Source organism: Arthrobacter sp. P1_D4 (genome assembly GCF_056406115.1).
Window position 1 is genome coordinate 90,216 of sequence record NZ_JBFUAU010000016.1, and the last position, 22,357, is coordinate 112,572.

The 22,357-nt window shown below is 63.3% G+C and carries 16 protein-coding genes; 8 read left to right on the top strand and 8 right to left on the bottom strand.

Annotated elements, in window-relative coordinates; translation table 11 throughout:
• Positions 1-20: 20 nt before the first annotated feature.
• The 6 genes from gyrB to dnaA form a co-directional block, all read right to left on the bottom strand.
• Positions 21-2,120 (bottom strand): DNA topoisomerase (ATP-hydrolyzing) subunit B, encoded by a 2,100-nt coding sequence (gyrB, locus tag AC1D0A_RS15950; protein ID WP_439954088.1) that lies wholly within the window; start codon positions 2,118-2,120, stop codon positions 21-23.
• A gap of 413 nt (positions 2,121-2,533) precedes the next feature.
• Entirely contained in the window at positions 2,534-3,094 is a 561-nt protein-coding gene (locus AC1D0A_RS15955) for a DciA family protein (protein ID WP_476946275.1), read from the bottom strand.
• Positions 3,091-4,317, bottom strand: a complete 1,227-nt coding sequence (gene recF, locus AC1D0A_RS15960) for a DNA replication/repair protein RecF (protein WP_243178154.1) — start codon at positions 4,315-4,317, stop codon at positions 3,091-3,093. The genes AC1D0A_RS15955 and recF overlap by 4 nt, the downstream gene beginning before the upstream one ends.
• A 46-nt stretch (positions 4,318-4,363) precedes the next feature.
• Positions 4,364-5,248 carry a phosphogluconate dehydrogenase (NAD(+)-dependent, decarboxylating) gene (gene gnd, locus AC1D0A_RS15965; RefSeq protein WP_476946276.1) on the bottom strand — a complete coding sequence of 295 codons (885 nt, stop codon included), beginning with the start codon at positions 5,246-5,248 and terminating at the stop codon, positions 4,364-4,366.
• Positions 5,249-5,347: 99 nt separating this feature from the next.
• Positions 5,348-6,472, bottom strand: a complete 1,125-nt coding sequence (dnaN, locus tag AC1D0A_RS15970; protein WP_476946277.1) for a DNA polymerase III subunit beta — start codon at positions 6,470-6,472, stop codon at positions 5,348-5,350.
• Positions 6,473-7,057: 585 nt separating this feature from the next.
• Positions 7,058-8,479, bottom strand: a complete 1,422-nt coding sequence (gene dnaA / locus AC1D0A_RS15975; RefSeq protein WP_018775671.1) for a chromosomal replication initiator protein DnaA — start codon at positions 8,477-8,479, stop codon at positions 7,058-7,060.
• A gap of 463 nt (positions 8,480-8,942) precedes the next feature.
• Between dnaA and rpmH the strand changes: the two genes are divergently transcribed.
• The 8 genes from rpmH to AC1D0A_RS16015 all read left to right on the top strand — a co-directional run bounded on the left by rpmH (position 8,943) and on the right by AC1D0A_RS16015 (position 14,622).
• Entirely contained in the window at positions 8,943-9,080 is a 138-nt protein-coding gene (rpmH, locus tag AC1D0A_RS15980; protein WP_003800212.1) for a 50S ribosomal protein L34, read from the top strand.
• A 41-nt stretch (positions 9,081-9,121) separates the two neighbouring features.
• Positions 9,122-9,532: a ribonuclease P protein component gene (gene rnpA, locus AC1D0A_RS15985; protein ID WP_028275301.1), complete on the top strand. Its 411-nt coding sequence runs from the start codon at positions 9,122-9,124 to the stop codon at positions 9,530-9,532.
• On the top strand, positions 9,525-9,920 hold the full coding sequence (gene yidD / locus AC1D0A_RS15990) for a membrane protein insertion efficiency factor YidD (RefSeq protein WP_439954087.1): 396 nt from the start codon (positions 9,525-9,527) through the stop codon (positions 9,918-9,920). The genes rnpA and yidD overlap by 8 nt, the downstream gene beginning before the upstream one ends.
• Before the next feature lie 15 nt (positions 9,921-9,935).
• Positions 9,936-10,910, top strand: a complete 975-nt coding sequence (gene yidC, locus AC1D0A_RS15995) for a membrane protein insertase YidC (RefSeq protein WP_243178152.1) — start codon at positions 9,936-9,938, stop codon at positions 10,908-10,910.
• A complete protein-coding gene (locus AC1D0A_RS16000) occupies positions 10,910-11,500 on the top strand; it encodes a Jag family protein (RefSeq protein ID WP_028277976.1) in 591 nt (196 codons plus the stop codon). Before yidC ends, AC1D0A_RS16000 begins: the two co-directional genes overlap by 1 nt.
• Positions 11,501-11,516: 16 nt before the next feature.
• Complete coding sequence (gene rsmG, locus AC1D0A_RS16005) at positions 11,517-12,167, top strand: 16S rRNA (guanine(527)-N(7))-methyltransferase RsmG (RefSeq protein ID WP_018775676.1); 651 nt, start codon at positions 11,517-11,519, stop codon at positions 12,165-12,167.
• 87 nt (positions 12,168-12,254) lie between these two features.
• The gene (locus AC1D0A_RS16010; protein ID WP_275450894.1) at positions 12,255-13,322 is read left to right on the top strand and encodes a ParA family protein; all 1,068 of its coding nucleotides are present in this window, start codon (positions 12,255-12,257) and stop codon (positions 13,320-13,322) included.
• Positions 13,323-13,389: 67 nt separating this feature from the next.
• Positions 13,390-14,622: a ParB/RepB/Spo0J family partition protein gene (locus AC1D0A_RS16015; protein WP_476946278.1), complete on the top strand. Its 1,233-nt coding sequence runs from the start codon at positions 13,390-13,392 to the stop codon at positions 14,620-14,622.
• 6,200 nt (positions 14,623-20,822) lie between these two features.
• Here the strand turns inward: AC1D0A_RS16015 and trxA are convergent.
• Together trxA and trxB are read right to left on the bottom strand one after the other, a co-directional pair.
• A complete protein-coding gene (gene trxA, locus AC1D0A_RS16020; RefSeq protein ID WP_028277979.1) occupies positions 20,823-21,149 on the bottom strand; it encodes a thioredoxin in 327 nt (108 codons plus the stop codon).
• 37 nt (positions 21,150-21,186) lie between these two features.
• Complete coding sequence (trxB, locus tag AC1D0A_RS16025; RefSeq protein WP_243178148.1) at positions 21,187-22,143, bottom strand: thioredoxin-disulfide reductase; 957 nt, start codon at positions 22,141-22,143, stop codon at positions 21,187-21,189.
• Positions 22,144-22,357 lie beyond the last annotated feature (214 nt).

The window sequence follows — 22,357 nt, forward strand, 5'->3', positions numbered from 1 at the left end:
ATTCGGGGCTTGGCTGCCCTCTAGATGTCCAGGAACCGAACGTCCTTGGCGTTCTGCTGAATGAAGTTTCGGCGCGATTCAACGTCCTCGCCCATCAGGACCGAGAAGATCTGGTCCGCCGCCAGGGCATCGTCCATCGTCACCTGCAGCAGCGTCCGGTGGTCCGGGTCCATAGTGGTGTCCCACAGTTCCGTGTAGTCCATTTCACCAAGGCCCTTGTAGCGTTGGATGCCGTTGTCCTTGGGGATGCGGCGGCCGGCGGCCTGGCCCGAGACCAGCTTCGCGTCGCGTTCCCGGTCGCTGTAGACGTAGTCGTGCGGGGCATTGGACCACTTGATCCGGTACAGCGGCGGCTGTGCGAGGTAGACGTAGCCGTTTTCGATCAGCGGGCGCATGTAGCGGAACAGCAGCGTCATCAGCAGCGTCGTGATGTGCTGGCCGTCGACGTCGGCATCGGCCATGAGCACGATCTTGTGGTAGCGCAGCTTGGCGATGTCGAAGTCCTCGCCAATGCCGGTGCCGAAGGCGGTGATCATGGACTGGACCTCGGCATTGCCGAGCGCCTTGTCCAGCCGGGCACGCTCGACGTTCAGGATCTTGCCGCGCAGCGGCAGGATGGCCTGGGTCTCCGGGTTGCGGCCGCGCTTGGCGGAACCGCCGGCCGAGTCACCCTCCACGATGTAGACCTCGCACCTCTCCGGGTTCTTCGAGGAGCAGTCGGACAGCTTGCCGGGCATGCCGAAGGATTCCAGCGGGCTCTTGCGGCGGGCGTTGTCCCGGGCCTTTCGGGCGGCCATGCGCGCCTGGGCTGCGGAGATCGCCTTGCGGATGACGTCCCGGGCGGGACCGGGGTTGCGCTCGAGCCAGTCGCCCAGGCCGTCGGTGACAACGCGCTGGACAAAGCCCTTGACCTCGGAGTTGCCGAGCTTGGTCTTGGTCTGGCCCTCGAACTGCGGCTCCGAGAGCTTCACGGAAATGACTGCCGTCAGGCCCTCGCGGATGTCGTCCCCGGTGAGGTTGTCTTCCTTTTCCTTGATGATGTTCTTCTCCCGCGCATAGCGGTTGATGAGTGAAGTCATCGCGGCGCGGAAACCCTCTTCGTGGGTGCCGCCCTCGTGCGTGTTGATCGTGTTGGCGTAGGTGTGGACACTTTCGGAGTACGCGTTGGTCCACTGCATCGCCATTTCCAGGGCAATGTGCCGTTCCGTGTCCTCGGTTTCGAAGGCGATGACGTCCTCGTGGACCACATCAACCTTCTTGCCGGAGTTCAGGTGCTTGACGTAGTCCAGCAGGCCGTCGTCGTACTGGTAGACCACTGTGTGGAATTCCGCGGCGATCTCACCTTCGGTGGGGACGGTGTCCAGGTCCAGGTCGTCGTCCTCGGACGATTCCCCCGGAGCGCGGCGCTCGTCCGTCAACGTGATGCGCAGGCCCTTGTTGAGGAATGCCATCTGCTGGAAGCGGGCCCGCAGTGTTTCGAAGTCGAAGTCGGTGCTCTCGAAGATGCTGGCATCGGGGTAGAACGTCTGGGTGGTGCCGGTCTCGGTGGTTTCCTCGCCCTGGATCAGGCCGCCTTGCGGCTTGCCGCCGTCGGCGAAAGACATCCGCCAGACGTGTCCCTGGCGGCGGACCTCTGTGTCGACCCGGCTGGAGAGTGCGTTGACCACCGAAATGCCGACGCCGTGCAGGCCGCCGGAGACGGCATATCCGCCGCCGCCGAACTTGCCGCCGGCGTGCAGGATCGTCATGACGACTTCCACGGTGGGCTTGTGCTCGGTGGGGTGCATGTCCACGGGGATGCCGCGGCCGTTGTCGACCACCTTGACCCCGCCGTCGGCCTGCAGCACGATTTCGATGTGCGTGCAGTAGCCGGCCAGGGCCTCGTCCACCGAGTTGTCCACCACTTCATAGACGAGGTGGTGCAAACCGCGGGGGCCGGTGGAGCCGATGTACATGCCGGGACGTTTCCGGACAGCTTCCAGGCCTTCAAGTACGGTGATGTCGCTGGCGCCGTATTCGCGCGATGTCGCGGTCCCCGACGGCGCCGCTGCCGCAGCCTCTTGTTCCACCGCTTCCGCTACGTCTTCCACTGCCGGGATCTCTGCATTGTCGTTAGCCACAGGCGCTTTCGACTCCTCTATGTTCGTTGAAGGCCGGCGGTTGCCCCTTCCGTGGAAAAGGCTCCTGCCAACAGGCACGTCACTGACGACGCCGGGTGTTTCCGTTGACTTGGGGATCCCGTCCGCCGCACGCTGAAATTGCGTCGGAAACGGACTCAGTCAACGCTTCACCGGCGCCCAGTTATCTACACCGATTCTATCGTGTTATAGGGGCCAAACCTGCATTCCAGGGCGCCAAACGGGCGGGAAAGTGCCGCTGGGAGGGCGCTGGCTCCCCCTGCAAGGCTTTCGGGGTCCAGCCCTAGGGTTCCTATACGACTCCGGGAGGTTCAAGCGCCCTACACGCCGCTTGCGGATTTTTCAAGGGTTTTTGCAAGAAGTGCTTCAGATCCGGTGCCCGCCAGGGGCCGGGGCTAACCGTACGTGTCGCGGGGGCCCCGGCCGTTGACCGTCCGGAGTCCCTTGCGCCAGCTCGGGGCGGCGGGTCCGAGCACCTGGATGCTGGTGACAACGCCGTCGCCAAGCTCGGCCCGGAATTTTTCCAGCAGGCTGCTGCTGAGCAGCCGCAGCTGGGTTGCCCAAGCCGTGGAATCGGTCCGCACATGCAAGGTGGTGTCGGTAAAACTCTCGGGAGTGCAGTGCGCCGAGATCTCCGGGCCCACCAGCACGGCCCACTGCGCCATGACGGACCCGACGGCCACCGGCGAGCTCCAGCCGCGTTCGGCCACGAGGCGTCCCACGACTTTTCCGAGGCCCAGCGGATCCCTGCCGGTGCCGTGGAATTGGGAGAACCCGCGGGTTCCCCGGGCCGCGCGGGCGGGTTTTTGGCTGGCGGCACCGGAGCGCGGGACCGCCCGCCGGATTTCGCCCCGGGCCGCGGCGGCGTCGCGCATCCGGTTCAAGGCGGCCTGTGCGGCATCGATATCGTCGGGGTCACGGCCGGGCTGCAGGCCGCCGTCGGTATCCTTATTCATCGATTTTCCTGCTCATCGATTCCTCCCGGGATGACCTTCACCCGCCGTCCGGTCAGCTCCGCCGGGATATCGTCCTCGACGGCGGCAGTGACCAGCACTTGCTCGGCGCCGGATACTATTGCCGCCAGTTTACGCCGCCGCTGGACGTCGAGTTCGGCAAAGACATCGTCCAGAATCAGGATCGGGGGCGAGCCACCCGTGCGGGCATCGTCGAGCATGACGTAGTAGGAGGCCAGGCGCAGGGACAGGCACATGGACCAGGTTTCCCCGTGGGAGGCGTAGCCCTTGGCCGGCGCCGACCCAAGCACGAGCTCAAGTTCGTCGCGGTGTGGCCCGACCAGCGAGATTCCCCGTTCCAGTTCCTTGCGCCGGGCTGCGGCGAAGGCCTGGATGTAGCGGTCGGTGAGCTGCTCGACGGAGAGCAGGCGCAGGTCTTCCGCCGGCGCGGCCTCATCGGCAGCAGTTCCGTCCGCAGGTCTGGAATCCGCTGGTCTTGAGGTGCCGCCGTCGTCGTCCAGGCTGTCCTGCAGCGTGGAACGGTACACCGCAGTGGCCAACTTGGAGCCATCGGTCAGCTGCGCGTAGGCGTTTTTCAGGTGCGGTTGCAGCCGGTCCACCAGCTCCAGGCGCGCGTGCAGCAGCTCAGCCCCGGCCCGGGCCATGTGCTGGTCCCAGACATCGAGCGTTGCCTCGTGGCCCGTGCTGAATTTTCCGGCGCGGGCCGACTTGAGCAGCGCGTTGCGCTGCTTCAGGACCCGGTCATAGTCGCTCCTGGTCGCGGCGTGGCGCGGCATGAGGCTGACCAGGAGCTCATCCAGGAACCGGCGGCGGCTGGACGGATCGCCCTTGACCAGCGCCAGGTCCTCCGGCGCGAAGAGCACCGTCTGGCAGATCCCGAGCAGGTCCCGGGCACGGACCGGGTTGCTCCGGTTGATCCGTCCGCGGTTGGCCCGGCCCGCGTTGATTTCCAGCTCCAGCACGGTGGACTGCTCGCCACGGACCAGCTTGGCCCGGATCATGGCCCGCTCGGCACCAAACCGCAACAGCGGCGCGTCCGTACTGACCCGGTGCGAGGTGAGCGTGGCCAGATACCCGATCGCTTCCATCAGATTGGTCTTGCCGATGCCGTTGGAACCCACCAGGACGGTGACTCCGGGCTCAAGGCTGAGATCGACCTGGGCATAGCTGCGGAAATCGGTGAGCGAGAGTTTTTCTAGGTACACGCGGGATTCAGTACTTCACAGGCAGGATCAAGTGGCCGGGGCAGGATTATTTGGCCGGCCGGGTCGCGTGGCCGCCGAACTGGTGGCGCAGCGCCGAGACCATCTTCATGGCCGGCGAATTGTCCTCGCGGGAAGAGAACCTGGCGAACAAAGCAGCCGTGATCGCCGGGGCCGGCACCGCGTTGGCAATGGCCTCCTCGACGGTCCAGCGGCCTTCGCCCGAATCCTCGACGTAGTCGGAGATCGATTCCAGTCCGGGATCCTCGTCAAGGGCCTTGACCATGAGGTCCAGGAGCCAGGAGCGGACAACCGTCCCCTTCTGCCAGGCCCGGAATGTCCCGGGAAGATCGGCGACGATCTCCTTGGCGGCCAGGAGCTCGTACCCCTCTGCGTAAGCCTGCATCAGGCCATATTCGATCCCGTTGTGGACCATTTTGGCGTAGTGGCCGGCGCCGACGCCGCCGACGTGCACAAAGCTGTCGGCCCGCTCACCTTCGGGACGGAGCGCATCGAAGACGGGGAGTGCCCGTTCGATGTCCGCGGCATCGCCGCCCGCCATCAGGCCGTAACCGTTCTGGAGGCCCCAGACCCCGCCGGACACGCCGCAGTCCGCAAAGCGGATTCCCTTTTCGGCCAGCGCGGCACCGTGCTTCTGGTCTTCGGTGAACCGGGAGTTGCCGCCGTCGATCACGAGGTCACCGGCGTCGAGCTTGGTGCCCAGTTCGGTGATCACGGCGTCGGTAATCTCGCCCGAGGGGACCATGACCCAGATCAGGCGCGGCGCCGGGACGGCGGCGATGAGTTCGTCCAGGGTGGTGACGTCGGCAACGTCGGGGTTGCGGTCAAACCCGGTGACCTCGATCCCGCCCTTGCGCAGCCGTTCACGCATGTTGAAGCCCATTTTTCCAAGGCCGATTAGTCCGATGTGCACGGGGATGAACTCTTTTCTGCGCTGGGGTGCTTCGTTGGGGACGGCCGTGATGGCCCGCAGGTGCCGTGCTCCCGAGGTCCGGGGCACGGCAGTGACGGGCTAGTTGGGCAGCCGGACGGGCATGACGAGGTAGCGGTAGTCGCCCTGGTCCTCGCCCTCGGCGTCCTGCTGGGCCGTGATCATGGCCGGCTTGGGGGCGGTGGTGAAGGAGAAGCGCACGAACTTGGTTTCGATGACGCTCAGGCCCTCGATCAGGTAGTGCGGGTTGAAGGCCACGGTGATGTCTTCACCGGACAGCTGGGCTTCGAGCTCCTCGGAGGCTTGGGCGTCCTCGCCGGTGCCGGCGTCCAGGTGCAGCTGGCCCTGGGTGAAAGCGAGCCGGACAGGCGTGTTGCGTTCGGCCACGAGCGAGACGCGGCGCACGGCTTCGACCAGTTCCTGGGTCTGTACGGTGGCGTGGATGGGGGTCGAATCCGGGAAGAGCGAACGGATCTTCGGGTAGTCGCCGTCGACCAGGAGTGAGGTGGTGGTCCGGCCGCCGCTCTCGAAGCCGATCAGCCGGCTGTCGTCGTCGGCGAGGGCGATGTTGATGTCGCCGCTGCTGCCCAGGGTCTTCGCCACTTCGTTGAGGGTCTTGGCCTTGACCAGAGCGCTCGTGGAGATGCCCGGCGTCGCAGGCTTCCACGGGACTTCACGCATCGCCAGGCGGTAGCGGTCGGTGGCCAGGAGGGTGATGAGGTCGTCCTCGATTTCCATCCGCACGCCGGTCAGGATCGGCAGGGTGTCGTCCTTGCTGGCCGCGATGATCACCTGGGATACGGCCTGGGCGAACGAATCGCCGGGCACGGTGCCGCTGATCGTCGGCAGGGCCGGCAGCGGCGGGTATTCGGCCTCGGGCATCGTGGCCAGGTGGAAGCTGCTTCGGCGGCAGGTGAGCGTCACTTTGTTGCCGTCGATTTCGACCTCGACGGGGGCGGACGGCAGGCTGCGGCAGATGTCCGCGAGCAGGCGTCCCGATACCAGGATGGTGCCCTCGGCGCTGATGTCAGCGGGGATTTCGAGCCTTGCGGAGGTCTCGTAGTCGAAACTCGACAGGCTGACGGTACCGGCTTCAGCCTTCAGGAGCAGGCCCGAAAGTACGGGAACGGGCGGCCGCGGAGACAACGACCGGGCGGTCCATGTCACGGCTTCTGCCAGGACGTCCCGTTCGACTCTGAACTTCACGGAAGGGTGCCGCCTTTCATTGCTGTTGTTAGTGCTGAAAATCGCTGAAACTGCTCAAGCTGCGGCGGACCTCGGCAGGGACGCCGAATTCCGTCAACAAGGGAATCGTCCGCCCACCCGGGCCCCATGGCCCCGTAGGAACCACAAAAGATGTCCGGGACGGACGCACTGCAGACAGCTTAGCCCCAAGGTGAGCGTTTCTCCCATCCCCGGGTTACATCGGTGTTGTTCGCGGGGCCGGTCTCCTGCGCCGGTCCGGAACGGGCCTGGGCGCTGCTCGGAGGTCGGAACGAGATTGTTGTTTGAGGGAATTTCATTTTCTTGGGATTAGTAGTGTTAATAACTGCTGTGGAAACTGTGGATAACTCGATCCTGCCGTGCGAATCCGCGGTTAAGCCCTGTTCATGGACTGTGGGCGGAGCAGGTTTTAAACAGGGTGTGGATGGGGACAAGATTTTTGGCCGACTGGCCAATCCACAGGCGCCTTAAGGGTTTTAAGCCCATTAACCGCGGTTGTCCCCTTAACTATCCACAGGGTTGTCCACAGGGCCCTGTTAATAAGGTAAGAGTGCGCCGGCCGATGGCTCAGGAATTGCGCTGCTGTTGCTTGATCCGGTTGGTCAGCTCGGTCACCTGGTTGTAGATGACCCGGCGCTCGGCCATGAGTTCGCGGATCTTGCGGTCGGCGTGGATCACGGTGGTGTGGTCGCGGCCGCCCAGCTCCTGTCCGATCTTGGGCAGGGACATGTCTGTCAGCTCCCGGCACAGGTACATCGCGATCTGCCGGGCGGTCACCAGTGTGCGGGTGCGCGACTTGCTGCAGAGTTCTTCCATGCTGAGCTTGAAGTAGTCGGCTGTCTGGGTGAGGATCTGCGCCGAGGTGATTTCCTGGGCACCGTCGTCGGTGATCAGGTCCTTGAGCACCATCTCGGCCAGGGCCACATCCACCGGCTGCCGGTTCAGGCTGGCGAACGCCGTGACACGGATAAGGGCTCCCTCAAGTTCGCGGATGTTGCTGGAAATCTTGGAGGCGATGTATTCGAGCGCATCGTCCGGTGCGGAAAGGCCCTCGCTGAGGGCCTTCTTCCGGAGGATCGCGATGCGGGTCTCGAGTTCGGGCGGCTGGATGTCGGTCAGCAGGCCCCATTCGAAGCGCGACTTCATCCGGTCCTCGAAGCCGGCGAGCAGTTTCGGCGGCTGGTCCGAGGTGATGACCACCTGCTTGTTGTTGTTGTGCAGGGCGTTGAACGTGTGGAAGAACTCCTCCAGCGTCCGGTCCTTGCCGGCCAGGAACTGGATGTCGTCGATCAGCAGCACATCCACGTTGCGGTACGTGGTCTTGAAGCTGGTGCCTTCATCGTCGCGGATGGAGTTGATGAAGTCGTTGGTGAATTCCTCGGAATTGACGTAGCGGACCCGGATCCCGCTGTAGAGCCGGCGCGCGTAGTGGCCGATCGCGTGAAGCAGGTGGGTCTTGCCGAGTCCGGAGTCGCCGTAGATGAACAGCGGGTTGTAGGCCTTTGCCGGCGCCTCGGCTACTGCCACGGCGGCTGCGTGGGCGAACCGGTTGGAGGAACCGATCACGAAGGTGTCGAAGACGTACTTCGGGTTCAGCCGGCCGAATTCGTGCGAGGTGCTCGGCAGCATCGGCTGCGGCTTCAACTCCACGGTCGGGTCGGCGGCCAGGGAAAGTTCGACGGCGGGTTCGGGTTCTGTGTGCAGCGGCACCAGATCCGTGTCGACGTCGATCGCGCAGCGGATTTCGTCGGAGAACACGCTGCGGAGCGCGTCGTCAAGGGCTTCCTTGACCTGGGTCTGCAGCACTTCGCGGGTGAGCTCATTCGGAACTGCCACCAGCAGGGTGGAACCGATGAGCCCCTGCGCTTGGGCGAGGATGACGAAGCCGCGCTGCCGGGGAGAGACACGGTGGTCGTTCTCCAGGAGGCTCACTACCCGCCGCCAGGAACTTCCGACAGTGTTGGCTTGGTTGGCTTCGTCTACTGTCATCAATCAGTTCCTCAAACTTGCTGGCCTGCATTACGTGCATCCACGCGGTCCGGAGCTGTCCACCGGCCGGCTCAATCCACAGGGTTATGCACAGTCCGTGGATAAGGGGTTACTGAGACACTGTAGGGGATGAAAACGCCAGAAGATAGCTGGGTTCAGTCCTGTGGATAATTACACCGTTGTGGTTCTGAAATGGGGCGGGTGACGCACTTCATCCACAGGCTGCGGGAGCAGTTAGCCACAGCTGGGGATAGCCTGCGGAGCGGTCCCCGGTTTGACTCGGGAGGTTGGCAAGCCCTAACGTTGTGAAGTCCCATGTGTACGCTTTTCGCCTCATCTGCATCTTTCCTGACGCCCCGCGTCGTGTGAGATACGAGGGAAGCGGCACATACCAAAACTTAGCGTCGGCCAGTTCTTCCCCTTGATCGGGTGGGCGCACCTTTGATCCACTGGAGTAACTAACGTGAGCAAGCGGACTTTTCAGCCGAATAACCGCCGTCGAGCCAAGAAGCACGGCTTCCGCCTTCGTATGCGTACCCGTGCCGGCCGTGCCATCCTGGCAGCCCGTCGTGGCAAGGGCCGCACCGAACTGTCGGCCTAAATAACTGACTCGTCGGTCCATATCCCTGTGCGAGTTGAACGGTGCTAGCCACCAGGAACCGTCTGCGGACATCAACCGATTTTTCAACAACTGTACGTTCCGGTGTCCGCAATGGACGCCGGAACGTAGTGTTATATGCGGCAGCTCTCGCTGCCGATGAACCAAGCCGGATCGGATTCATCGTTTCCAAGAGTGTCGGGAACGCTGTTGTCAGGAACCTCGTTAAGAGGAGACTGAGAGAAGCCGGTGCTTTGTCGTTGCAGAAATACGGCAGCGGGTTCGCCATTGTGGTCCGGGCCCTGCCCGCCGCGGCGGGAGCCAGCTGGGACCAGCTGCTCGCCGACTATGACGCCGCTTTGGAGACGACCATGAAAAGGCTGGGCAACCGCCTTTCGCAGGCTGCTTCACGAGGTTCTAACGAGACGACACAGGAAGGGACCCCGCGTGCGTAACTCAACTGCCGCCGACGTCCCTCCTGCAAAATCCGCAGCAGCATGGTTGGCCCGGGCAGTCTGGAACTTGCCGCGCAATGTCCTCATCCTGTTGCTCCTGGCGTACCGCAAGGTGATCTCACCGCTCTACGGCCAGGTATGCCGCTTTTTCCCCAGCTGCTCGGCCTATGCCCTTGAAGCGATCACCGTCCACGGCGCGGTGAAAGGAAGCTGGCTCGCAGCGAGGCGCCTGTTGCGCTGCCATCCATGGAATCCCGGCGGTGTGGACCATGTCCCCGCCGGGCATCGGGAATGGCCGGCGGGCCGCACCCCCACAATTGTTGTGCTGAACAATCCGGATATCTACCTGGCTGCTCAGCCTGATGGAGAAGGCCGCTCTGCGGCCTGACGAATAGGGAATCGTATGGACATCTTTGAAACAATTTTGGCCCCGTTCAAATGGCTGGTCTCAGCCATCATGGTCGGCTTCCATGACGGACTCAGCGCCATCGGCATGTCGGCGGCCAGCGGCTGGACCTGGACCCTGGCCATCATCGGGCTGGTGCTGGTCATCCGCGCCGCCCTGATTCCCGTCTTCGTCAAGCAGATCAAGGCCCAGCGCGGGATGCAGCTGCTGCAGCCGGACCTGAAGAAAATGCAGGACAAGTACAAGGGCAAGACGGACCAGCTCTCCCGCCAGGCCATGGCGCAGGAACAGATGGCGCTGTACAAGAAGCACGGCACCAACCCGTTCTCCGCCTGCCTGCCCATGCTGATCCAGATGCCCTTCTTCTTCGCGCTCTTCCAGGTGCTCTCCGGCATCAGCTCGGCCAAATCCAGCGGGCATGGCATCGGCGCGATGAGCGCCGAACAGGTCAAGCAGTTCGATGAATCCACCATCTTCGGTGCCCCGCTCTCCGCCTCCCTGCTCCACGGCGGCGGCGGGAACCAGATGTCGGTATGGATCCTCTCCATCGTGATGATCCTGGCCATGACGGCCTCGCAGTTCATCACGCAAAAGCAGATTATGGCCAAGAACATGTCCGAAGAGGCCCTGGCCAGCCCGTTCATGCGCCAGCAGAAAATGATGCTCTACATCCTGCCGGTCGTCTTCGGTGTGGGCGGTATTAACTTCCCCATCGGCGTCCTGATCTACTGGACCACCACAAACCTGTGGACGATGGGACAGCAGTTCTTCGTGATCCGCCGGATGCCTACGCCGGGATCTCCGGCGGCCAAGGCTCTCGCTGAGCGCCGGGCAGCCAAGGGCCTGCCCGCCCTGCCCCTTTTGGGCGGCAAGAAGGTCGACGCCGAGGCAGCCGAAGCCTCCGCCGCGGCCGCCGTCGAAGCCAAGACCCAGCGCGTCCAGCCGCAACGTAAGAACAGGAAGAGGAAGTAATGTCCGCCGAGAGCACCGAACACGCTATTTCCGCCGAGTTTGACGAGGACCGGGACGACGCCCTGAGCGCGGCCGACGACTCGTCACAGGGTGCGGACGCCGGCACCGGCAAGAGTGTTTCCGCCAGCCGCCTCGAAGAAGAAGGCGACGTCGCTGCGGACTACCTCGAGGAACTGCTGGATATAGCGGACATTGATGGCGACATCGACATCGAGGTCCGCAACGGCCGCACGTACATCTCGATCGTCGCCGAAGAGGAAGCCGCCGGGCTGGACAGCCTGGTGGGCCGTGACGGCGAAGTCCTTGAGGCCCTCCAGGAGCTCACGCGGCTCGCGGTCCTCTCCGCGACGGAGAACCGCTCCCGGCTGGTGCTGGACATCAACGGCTACCGTGCCGAGCGTGCCGGCGACCTGCAGAAGATCGCTGAAGACGCCGTCGCTGCTGTGAAGGATTCCGGTGAGGCAGTTGCCCTGGCTCCGATGAGCGCCTACGAGCGCAAGATCGTGCACGACGCCGTCGCTGATTTGGGACTCGTGAGCGAGTCCGAAGGCGAAGGCGCCGACCGGCACATCGTTGTCTCCGCAGACTGAACCGTTGACTAGCTTGATGGTTGAAATTACCGCCCCGGAACTCAAGGCAGCAGAGTCCATCTTCGGCGACCGCCTGGAACTGGCGAAACGCTATGTCGAGCACCTGGCGACGTCCGGGACCGAACGGGGCCTGATCGGGCCCCGCGAGGTGCCCCGGCTTTGGAGCCGGCACGTGCTTAACTGCGCCGTCATCGAGAGCCAGATTGCCCATGGAAGCCATGTCGCCGACGTCGGCAGCGGCGCCGGCCTGCCTGGCCTGTGCCTGGCCATTGCGCGGCCGGATCTGGAACTGACGCTGATCGAACCACTGGAGCGCCGCGTCATCTGGCTCCAGGAGGTAGTGGATGATCTTGGCCTCGAGAACGTCACGATCATGCGCACCCGCGCGGAACTCGCAGTGGGACTCGTGAACGCCGACGTCGTGACTGCCCGCGCCGTATCCGCGCTTTCCAATCTCGCCGGGCTGACCATTCCGCTCCTGGCCGGCAAGGGCGAAGTCGTCGCCATCAAGGGACGCAGCGCCGGCGAGGAAATCGAAAAAGCCGCCAAGGTTATCCGCAAACTGGGCGGCATTCAGACGTCCGTGGTGGTGGTGGGCGAGGACCTGCTTGAGGAACCCACCACCGTTGTGCGAATCGTAGTGAATAAGCCTCAAAAGATTACCTAGCACCGGCCCCGGTGCCCGGGGAGTCTGAGGGGAAGAGGTTAGGCTAGTAACCGGCAGTAAGAGCCGAATGAGAGTGAGCGTGTCATAGTGAGCAGTAGCGAAGCCTCCACACAACGGATCCCGCCGTTTGTGTCCCTGGGGTCCGCACGGGCGTTTACGGCTCCTGCAGTAGCTTTTGACTACTCCGGAAATCACACGGCTTCGGTTGCGAAGACGACCGGGATGGCCGGTGTTTCACGTGAAACATCCCTTCCGCACACGGGGAACGTGCTGGATTCCATCGATGATTCCAGTCCCATCGCCCGCGAACTCGCGCACGAAAACAAGCGCCGCGAGCGGTTGCTCGGCCGGCAGCTCCCCAAACCGGAAAAAACCCGGATCTTCACCGTTTCCAACCAGAAGGGCGGCGTCGGCAAGACCACGACGACCGTGAACATCGCCGCCGCGCTGGCGGCCGCTGGCCTGAACGTGCTCGTCATCGACATCGATCCCCAGGGCAACGCTTCCACCGCCCTGGGAATCGAGCACCACGCCGATGTCGACAGCATCTACGATGTGCTGATCAATGATGTCCCGCTGAAGGACGTCGTGGCCCCGTGCCCCGACATCGACAACCTGATCTGTGCGCCCGCCACCATCCACCTTGCCGGTGCCGAAATTGAACTCGTTAGCCTGGTGGCCCGCGAGCAGCGGTTGCGCCGCGCAATCGATGTGTACTCCAAGGAGCGCGCCAAGAATGGCGAGGAGCGGCTGGACTACATCTTCATCGACTGCCCGCCGAGCCTCGGGCTCCTGACGGTAAATGCGTTCTGTGCGGCAGGCGAAGTCCTTATCCCGATCCAGTGCGAGTACTACGCCCTCGAAGGCCTCAGCCAGCTCCTGAAGAACATCGAGATGATCCAGAAGCACCTGAACGCTGACCTGGTTGTTTCCACTATTTTGCTGACCATGTATGACGGCCGCACCAACCTCGCCGCCCAGGTGGCAGCCGAGGTCCGGGAGCACTTCCCGAAGCAGGTGCTCGGCGCTGTGGTGCCGAGGTCGGTCCGTATTTCCGAGGCGCCGAGCTACCAGCAGACTGTCATGACGTATGATCCTTCTTCCAGCGGTGCCCTGTCCTACCTGGAAGCCGCCGCGGAAATCGCGGAACGTTAGAATCTTTCAAGAATTGCACTAACCAGAGCCAGGTGAATCCCGGCTCTTCCACTGGAGGGATTTATCCATGAGCGATAAGCGACGCGGCCTCGGCCGTGGACTTGGCGCACTCATTCCAAGTTCCGCCGCGGCAAACGCCTCCGGAAACGGCGCTGCCCCATCCCGGCCCGTGGACCTCTTCTTCCCTGAAGCCCGAAAAAAGACCTCCGACGCCGAGCCGCACCCGGACGCCACTGCCGCACGGGACAAGGAGCCGAAGTCCACACCGTTCAAGGCTGACGATTCCGTTGATCTCACGGTTGACACCACTGAAACCGGCAGCGCTGCTGCCGCCGTCACCAAGAAAGCTCCCGCCCGAAAGTCGGCTGCTTCCAAGCCGGCCCCCGCTGCTGCCAAGGCGACTGCGTCCGACGCCGGCGAACAGCTGACGTTTGATTCCTCGCCCGAGCACGGCGACGAGGGTACTGTTGACCTCGTCGAGGTGCCCGGCGTCAGGTTTGCCGAAATCCCGGTTACTGACATCCACCCCAACCGCAAGCAACCCCGCTCGGTCTTCGATGAAGATGACATGGCGGAGCTGGTGCACTCCGTGCGGGAAATTGGCGTCCTCCAGCCAATTGTAGTCCGTACCTCAACCGAAGAGGGTGGCGAACCCTATGAGCTCGTCATGGGTGAGCGACGATGGCGTGCAGTACAGGCCGCGGGCCTGGAAACTATCCCGGCGATTGTCCGTGACACCACCGATGACGACCTCCTTCGCGACGCGCTGCTGGAGAACCTGCACCGCAGCCAGCTGAATCCGCTCGAAGAGGCGGCGGCCTACCAGCAGCTGCTCGAGGACTTCGGCACCACGCACGAGCAGCTGGCGGACCGGATCGGGCGTTCGCGGCCCCAGGTTTCCAACACCCTGCGCCTGCTGAAGCTGCCCCCGCTGGTGCAGCGCCGGGTCGCGGCAAATGTCATCTCCGCAGGGCATGCCCGAGCACTCCTGGCACTTCCTGACGCCGCGGCCATGGAACGCCTGGCGCAGAAGATTGTTTCAGAGGGCATGTCGGTCCGAGCGACCGAAGAAGCCGTGACCCTGTATCAGAGCCCCGCCTCGCCGGCCAAGAACAACATCCCGCGGGCGGGAGCGCGCCACGAGCGACTGGACTACCTGGCGTCGTCGCTGTCTGACCGCCTCGATACTAATGTCAAGATTTCGCTTGGTGCCCGCAAGGGGCGTGTCAGCATTGAGTTCGCCAGCGTTGAGGACCTGAACCGCATCATGGATGTCCTCACGCCGGGGGCGCCAAGCTAGGTCGCGACTCGCTGAGTTCTCCGGGAGGGTCTGTTTCACGTGAAACAGACCCTCCCTTTTTTGTCTCTACCGATGCTGCCGGTGCCGGCCAATTCGGTGCCGGCGGATTCGGTGGTGTCGGGTTCGGCGCTGTCGTGTTCGCGGCTGCGGGAGTGGGGCCGACGCAGCGCCGTGGTCCTTCTGTGGAAATTGTCAGTATCGCCGGATCTACTTCGGCGAGACTGAGGCACACGTGCGGAACGACGGGCTGGTGCTGGGCAGGCGGATGTCCCAGACTGGGACGGAGCTTCCTGCTGAGCATCCTGTTGTGGAGTCGATGGGCTTCCGGTGGCCGTACCGTCCACTCTGTTGCGCTTCGTGGGTGGAGCTTCTGATTCCATGGAACGGCTACGCCGAGTGAAATGGCGGCTGTACATACAGTTCTCCTTTATGCGGAAGGGGCCCCTCCCTGTCGATGCCGCTGCGATCGCGCTTTTCAGCGACAGCCATCTTCGCCACCTTCCAGAGCTCGATGAACAGCTGAGAGGGAGCGGTCCATCAATGTTTCACGTGAAACGGGGCCGCGAATCTGCGCCTTGCCCCATCGAACGCCTTGCTGGCTGGTCGCCCAGGTGAGGACGCAAAAGGGCAGAAGAATCCGGCCACCGGCTGGAGACCGATGCGCTGTCGTCACTCCGGCAGCTGGACTGCGTCCCCGTCCCCGTCCATGGTCATGGCAATGCCGGTGGACTGGGATGCCGAGCGAATGCCGTCGTTTCGACCAAGGGTCCACCGTCTGCGTCATGACGGTTCAGCCTCCCCTTGAAGGGGGTCGGCCCGCAGCTATGGCCCACCTTTTCCTGGCGGCCGGGCCGGCCGCGGGTGCGCTATGCGACCACATTCATCCATGCCGGTGCGAAGCAGGGGAAGCGACTCACTACGGCGCGGCTGCTGCTTGGCGGCGGTGCAAGCTCGCCGCAGCCACAGCCGAACCTCGGAGCGACTGTTGTACCGTTGCCAGTCTCTGCGGGGTCACCCGCTCCTGTGCGCGGCTGAAAGTGCCATACGGCGCCGCTGCTGCGTTGTGTGGCCGCGTGGTTGACTGAGGGAAGGCGAAGCCGACTGGAGCGCAGCTGAAGCCTTGCACGCCTTGAGATGCCCTGATGCGGCACTGTCCGCTCCTGGCAGAGGCCCGCGGCACTCTCCCGCTGCTTACGATCACGGGCCGTGAAGGCACCCTCCGTGAAGGAAAATTGAAGTGGGTGAACCCTGAGTTCGTGCAGAGGCCGGCAGGCTGGTCAGCTACGTGCTTCGTCGGGTTCGGCGATGGATTTGTAGGCCGTTCCGGTGGTTACGGTTGAAGTAGGCGTCCGACACGCGCCTCGAAACGAACCCTGGACAGAGGTATCGATGCGGGCGTGGACGAAGGTCGGGACAAGGGCGACGGTGCAGACCTGGACGCCGAGCTTGGCGTGCAGATCGGGACGAGGGCGACGGTGCAGGCCGGACGCCGACCTTGGCGCGGGAATGGACGCGGGCCGTGTTAGGGAGGGTGATCTGGCGTCGGTGCCGCAGAAAGTAGGTGGTCTCGATCGCGCGGGCAGAGGCCTCTTGTGGGACTGTGACAGCGGAAGCTGACCGGAGTTGCCTCCCTTTTGCGGATGTCTGCGTCCTTCGACTCCCCCGCCGGTTTGCTGTTCACCCCCCTTTCACTGGGTTGCCCCCGCGTCCTAGGTTCGGCATTCAGTACTGATTGTGCCCGTCAGTTTGCCGGGACCCGGGCAACCGGAACCGGGGCCCTGACACGCATCCTCCCCACCCCGGTATCCGGGTGCCATGACCGCCAACGTACTGCTGCAGTCCCGTCGCCGCATCCAGCCGTAACCATGCGCCATGTGGCATGCCGGTGTGCGAGGCATGCCTGATCTCCCTGAGGGCCCCGGCGGGCGTGCTGTTCCTGTCGCATTCTTCAGCTTCCTCCGGCGAGCCGGACGCCTTATCCAATGGCCGAGATGGCCCTGTGTGGGGCTTTCCCGGCACCCCGGACACGGCACCCCTCATCCGGAATCGCGCACCGGACACCTGGGGCCCCCCACACTTTGCCGCTGCCGGCGCCTGCCGGCTTGCCGGTACCCGCTTGATGAGAGTGCAGCGCAGGTCCTGTACTGCTGCACATCGGCTGACCCTGCTGCAGAGTGGTTGGAAGGAGTCCTCCAGCAGGAGCTCAGGCCACGCGACGCACCCGCGAGAAGGGAAGCGGAGCCCACGTGAAGTAGGGCCGGGGTCGTACCGATCAGTCCCAGGCGTCAATCACGCCTTCCCTGCGGATTCAGCCTGGCCGGAACTGTCGGGGTGGTTCTTGTGTGGGCATCCAGCCGACACCAGAGGGAAGCTGCCGAGCTGCTGCATGTCCAACTACACGGCTACCCGGGCCGGGTCCGCTCCCCCGGACCAGCGTGTTTCGGGCGGCCAGGTTCGTCGCCCCCGGGCATCAGGGCGCAGTTGCCTTTAGGATCCAATCCGCTGACCGCGCCGGACCCGTAAGTTGGTGCAGCAACCGGAGGGATTCAAACCGCAAAGAAGGGAAGGCAGACATCCGGGCCAGTCTGATTGGGTTCGGGACTTGTGCTTGCGCGTGTCAACTGTGCCGGCACGACCGGGCCGACCGCTTTTTGCAGTCCGGCGCCTCCCTCATGCGAATCCCCAAGTTGACCGGCAATGCTTCAGTCGGAACAGGACCAGTGCTGTCCCAATGCAAACAACGCATGGCAAACACACGGTCGACGAGCCTCTTCGTGTCTGCATCGGCCAACGGACACAGCGGGCCCGCGGACCGGCGTGCAAAGATGATCGGCCAGACAGGCCCTGCGAGGGCGTGAGGCCCGCCAAGGTCTCCGAGCTCAGAGTATGTGAGCTGCCCGGCAAAGCCCGTCGATTGAGCGGGTGCCGTCGTCGGATCTTGGCCCGGCAAAACGATCCCCTGGACGTGTGACGGGAGGGTTCCTTGGGCCAGTGGCTCCGCTCCCCTGGTTCTCTTGAGGTCCGCCTGGCGCTGTGGGACAAGCTGGCTTCGGGCGGCGCGTCGGGCGATGCAATGGCACGCTGGCGGTCTCGGCGCGCGACGGGTTTGGTTCGCCCCACATGGATTTGCAGTTCCCGGCCCCCTTGGTATGACACGTCCGGAGAGCACTTCACTGCAGGTCAAAGGTGCATCCAGGTGGGATTCGTGTGGCCGTTCCCGGCTCGGATTTTAGCCAGCGGCCGGTGGATGGGGCGGTGGATAGAGCGGTGGATATTGCTGTGGATAACTTTGTGGATTAGTGACTGATTGCAGCCCGTTCGTGTCGCCAGATTCTTGGGCGAGCTGTTGTCGTGACAACGGCCCTGAACGTCCTTTCAGGGTTCCCAGTCCGTTTCACGTGAAACATGATCATGGTGTGCAGCGACGATGGTCGAAGCATTCGCAAAGATGTACTAAATCGACGTTCTATGGTTAATTTTTCGGCGATATACGCTCTCCGCCGTGATTGCGAGCCGGAGTTCTTAATCGGGGTCCAGGACATGTCTCTGGGACGGTGGGTGGCTGGTCAGACAGCCAGTTCGGAGGGGCGACCGCCCTCGGCGGCCCACTAGGAAAGGGCATGTGAATAATCTCTCAGCACCTGTGGATAACAGTGTGAATAACTTCTGTGGAGAAACTCGTGGATATCGAGTGAGCTCCGGATTCTGTGGCCGCTGGACGGGCCGGGAATGCGCTTGTATCGGCCGCCGCTGACCTTCGCCTAGCGCCCAGGATGCCGGTCGTGAAGGCTCGTGTATTGACAGTCGGAAGGCATGCACGGTGTCACCATGAGTGTGGCGATTTGCGGACAGATGCCGAGGTCTCGAAGCACATCCATAAAGGGCAGCGGCGGTTGCGGCGCCTGCAGGGGCGGGGGCAGGTTCGTGGCTGGACCTGGGTGTCCTTGGTCTGGCCGCCATGGAGTCGAACCTGCTGCGCCGCGACTGGCAGGGCAGGGGTCCCAACCTTGATGAGAACAAGCCTTCATGAGAACAGGCGCGCGATCTTCTTGTTCCGCGAATATCGAATTGGCCCACCTCGGGGATACAGGAGCCGGCTCAATCCGCTCCCCTCTAGAGCGGAATAGGGGCGCCCGGCTGCAGCCAGCACAGGAGTTTGGGCAAGCTTAATGTAGTTTGAGTGGTGCCTGAGACCGAAGCGGCCCGGGGCGGAGAGCGTGGGCATTGTTCAGCTGGGAGATGATCATGCCGCGCGCCGAACGGGGATGGTGTTTGATGAACCGATCAGCCCACGAACTGTGAACAGGCACTGCGCGTTTGACCCTGGCAGCCGCCGGAGGGTCCATGGACAGGAACCCTGGGGAAGACGAGCGGAGCCTCGGGCAAGGCGAATTGGACGCGGACCGGAGGCGCAGAGACGCAGAGGAGCAACTGTTGAGACGCGCCATGAATTGAATATAGTGGGGGCCTAACCGGTGGAATCGCTTCAGGGCCGGGCCCTGTGTTTGGTCGGTTGCCCCATGGAAAGCAGGTCCGGTCCGTGCGTCCTACGCCACGCAGAGTGCGGGAACTGCGCCGGCGGTAACGGCGGCGGGGCGTGTTCATTCGCTGACTGACTGCCGCAGCGATCCGAAATTGTTCGTCGGTTCGCTCTAAAATCAGACAACATAGGCCCTTGGTCGTAGGCGTGGGGCAGAGCGCACATGAGCACTCTGCCCCGGGCTACGGACGTGAATCTGGGTCTGCCTCGCTGGAGACTTTTACTGGTCTGCTGACATGTTTCACGTGAAACCGAGCGTTCTGGAGATGCCGGGACGGGGTGGGATCCGGTGGTCTGCGCGAAATCCCGTCTGTTGTGCGGAACTGTGGTCGCAGCCGGCGGTGCCGCATCGAGCGTTGGGCGAGGAATGTTGGCGTCCACGGGCACGGGCCACCGTCCTTGGGGTCGCTCGGCCAACGTTGTGCCTGGCCCTTCCAGCAGGGAGGCGGAGACCATCGAGCGCATCTTTGCGTCCGTCACACCGGCCCCAATTCACGTGGAAATGGGTAAGCTGAGCCGACGGCCCCATTGGTTTATCTAAGAGCCAACTATCATTTCGTCCTCATTTGCGATTTATGGTTCGGACCAAGGGCGTTTCACGTGAAACATTGGTGCGGCGCCGGTGGGTGGAAGTATTCGGCGCTCTCGTGATGAGCCTTCCAGTTTCACGTGACGTCGGGAGCCCGGAGGTTGGCGGGAAAATTCGGCAGCCTGCGACGTACACACCTGTTTCACGTGAAACAGTGTCTGAACCGGCCGGCCGCTGGCTACGGCCGGTAATGACGAGTGAACCCTGATCGCCTTTCGCGGTAAACGTGGACGAATAGGTGTCGTTGTGACAGCCAAGCGCAGTCGTGGTCATCAGTCGCCTAGTCGACTATTTCGCCGCGGAACCGGATAGCCCCCAGACCCCTCCCCGAACCCGTGGCGGACGACCAGGAGTAGTCACGGGGTGTTGCGCTGACAGGCGGGCGTTGGTCCGTCCCGATCTCGGCGCAGCAGCGGGGGTTATTGCGCAGCCCTAACGGCAGTATCGGCGGATGCCTTCCCGTCAGAAGACCAAGCTCCTGGTGTGAATGCGACCTCCACCCTCGACTCCCCCGCGACGGGTAAAGAGTGTATGGAGTGTACTTGGCGGCCGGGCTCATCCCGAAAGCCCCTCACCGTCCCTGCGAGAATTGGATGTTTCACGTAAAACATCATTGTGTGACGGTCACCCACTCTGGAATATTGGCGACACGACGCCCGGCCGTGACCACGAAGGCAACGGAAATCGAGTGGGATGTCCTTACCGGAAACCGTTCTCTTCTATGCGCGGGCGCACACGGCGCAGCAACTGCTAGGTGGATCGTCGCGATCACCATGTTTCACGTGAAACAAGGCGGTGGTGTCCCCTGCGCAACGGCCAAACACCTTCCGTGCGTGTCAGCACGAATAGCAGTTCGCCGGCCGAATGATGGCCCATTCCACAAGCCGGCAGCAGCCAAGAGAATTGTCAGCCAGCAGACAAAAAACAATGCCGATAGACAGCCACCCAAGGTTGTAACAACGGTTATGGCAGATCTATGGTGTGTCCGCCTAGTCCTACTCCCCGACCGATGGCCTTGGAGCACAACAAAAAAGTGGCCCCCGCCAGAAGCGGGGGCCACTCTCGGTCGGCCTAGGACAGGACGTCCGCAAATTCCTTTTCGAAGAACTGCTTGGGCCGGGCGCCGATCACGGTGCCCTTGACCTCGCCGCCCTGGAACAGGTAGACGGCAGGGATGGAGGTGATGCCGTACTCGGCAGCGATGGCCGGGTTGTCGTCAACGTTCACCTTGACCACGTCAACCTTCTCGCTGTACTCGACGGAAATCTCGTCAAGAATCGGACCCAGCTTGCGGCAGGGGCCGCACCATTCGGCCCAGAAATCGACAATGACGGGCTTCTCGGAGGCCAGTACATCAGTGCTGAAGCTGGCGTCCGTTACGTCTTTTGCGTTGCTCATAACCTTTGTCTCTCTTCCGTTGGTTGCTGCGCGCCGATTAGGCGTGGAAATCTGCGAGGTAGTGCTCGACGTCGAGGGCCGCCACACATCCGGAACCGGAGGCGGTGATGGCCTGGCGGTAGGTCGGATCAATGACGTCGCCGGCAGCGAAGACGCCCTGGACGCTGGTCTTCGAGGTGCGGCCGTCCACGGCGATGGTTCCCTCTGCGGTCAGCTCGAGTTTGCCCTTGACCAGATCGGTGCGGGGATCGTTTCCGATTGCCACGAACACTCCGGTTACGGCCAGTTCGGATTCCGTGCCGTCCACCAGGTTCTTCAACCGCAATGCGGTGACTTTGTCCTGTCCCAACACGTCTTCCACACCGGTGTTCCACACAAAGTTGATCTTCTCGTGGGCCAAGGCGCGGTCAGCCATGATCTTTGAAGCGCGGAGGGCATCGCGGCGGTGGACCACCGTGACGGACTTGGCGAACTTGGTGAGGAACAGGGCCTCTTCCATGGCGGAGTCGCCGCCGCCGATAACGGCAATGTCCTGATCCTTGAAGAAGAAACCGTCGCAGGTTGCACACCAGCTCACACCGTGGCCCGAAAGCCTCTTCTCGTTCTGCAAGCCGAGCTCGCGGTAGGCCGAGCCGGTGGAAAGAATGATAGAACGGGCCTTGAAGGTCTCCCCCGTGCCGATGGTGACCGTCTTGACGTCGCCGTCGAGGTCCAAATCGGTGACGTCCTCAAACTGGATCTCCGTGCCGAAACGGGCGGCCTGCTTCTCGAAGTTCTCCATCAGGTCCGGGCCCATGATGCCGTCGGGGAACCCTGGGTAGTTCTCCACGTCCGTAGTATTCATCAGTTCGCCGCCGGCCGTAACCGAGCCTGCCAGGAGCAGCGGCTTCAGGTTCGCGCGCGCCGTGTACACCGCTGCGGTGTAGCCCGCCGGGCCGGAGCCGACGATGATGACATCACGTACTTCGGAGGCAGTGTTTTCTGCGTTGCTCACTGAACGGTGAACCTCTTCCTTTGTCGATGCGCCCGCCTCGATGGCCGGCCACATGGCACAACTATTGCCGGGCATTGAATATTCCGGCCGAAATGGGCGTCACGGAGCAACACCACTACTCAGGGTACCGGTTTGCCGGGGCCGGGGCCGGAGACGACCCAGGATTACCGGCCCGCCGGCGGGCACGACCGCCGCCGCACGACCGCAGCCTGAG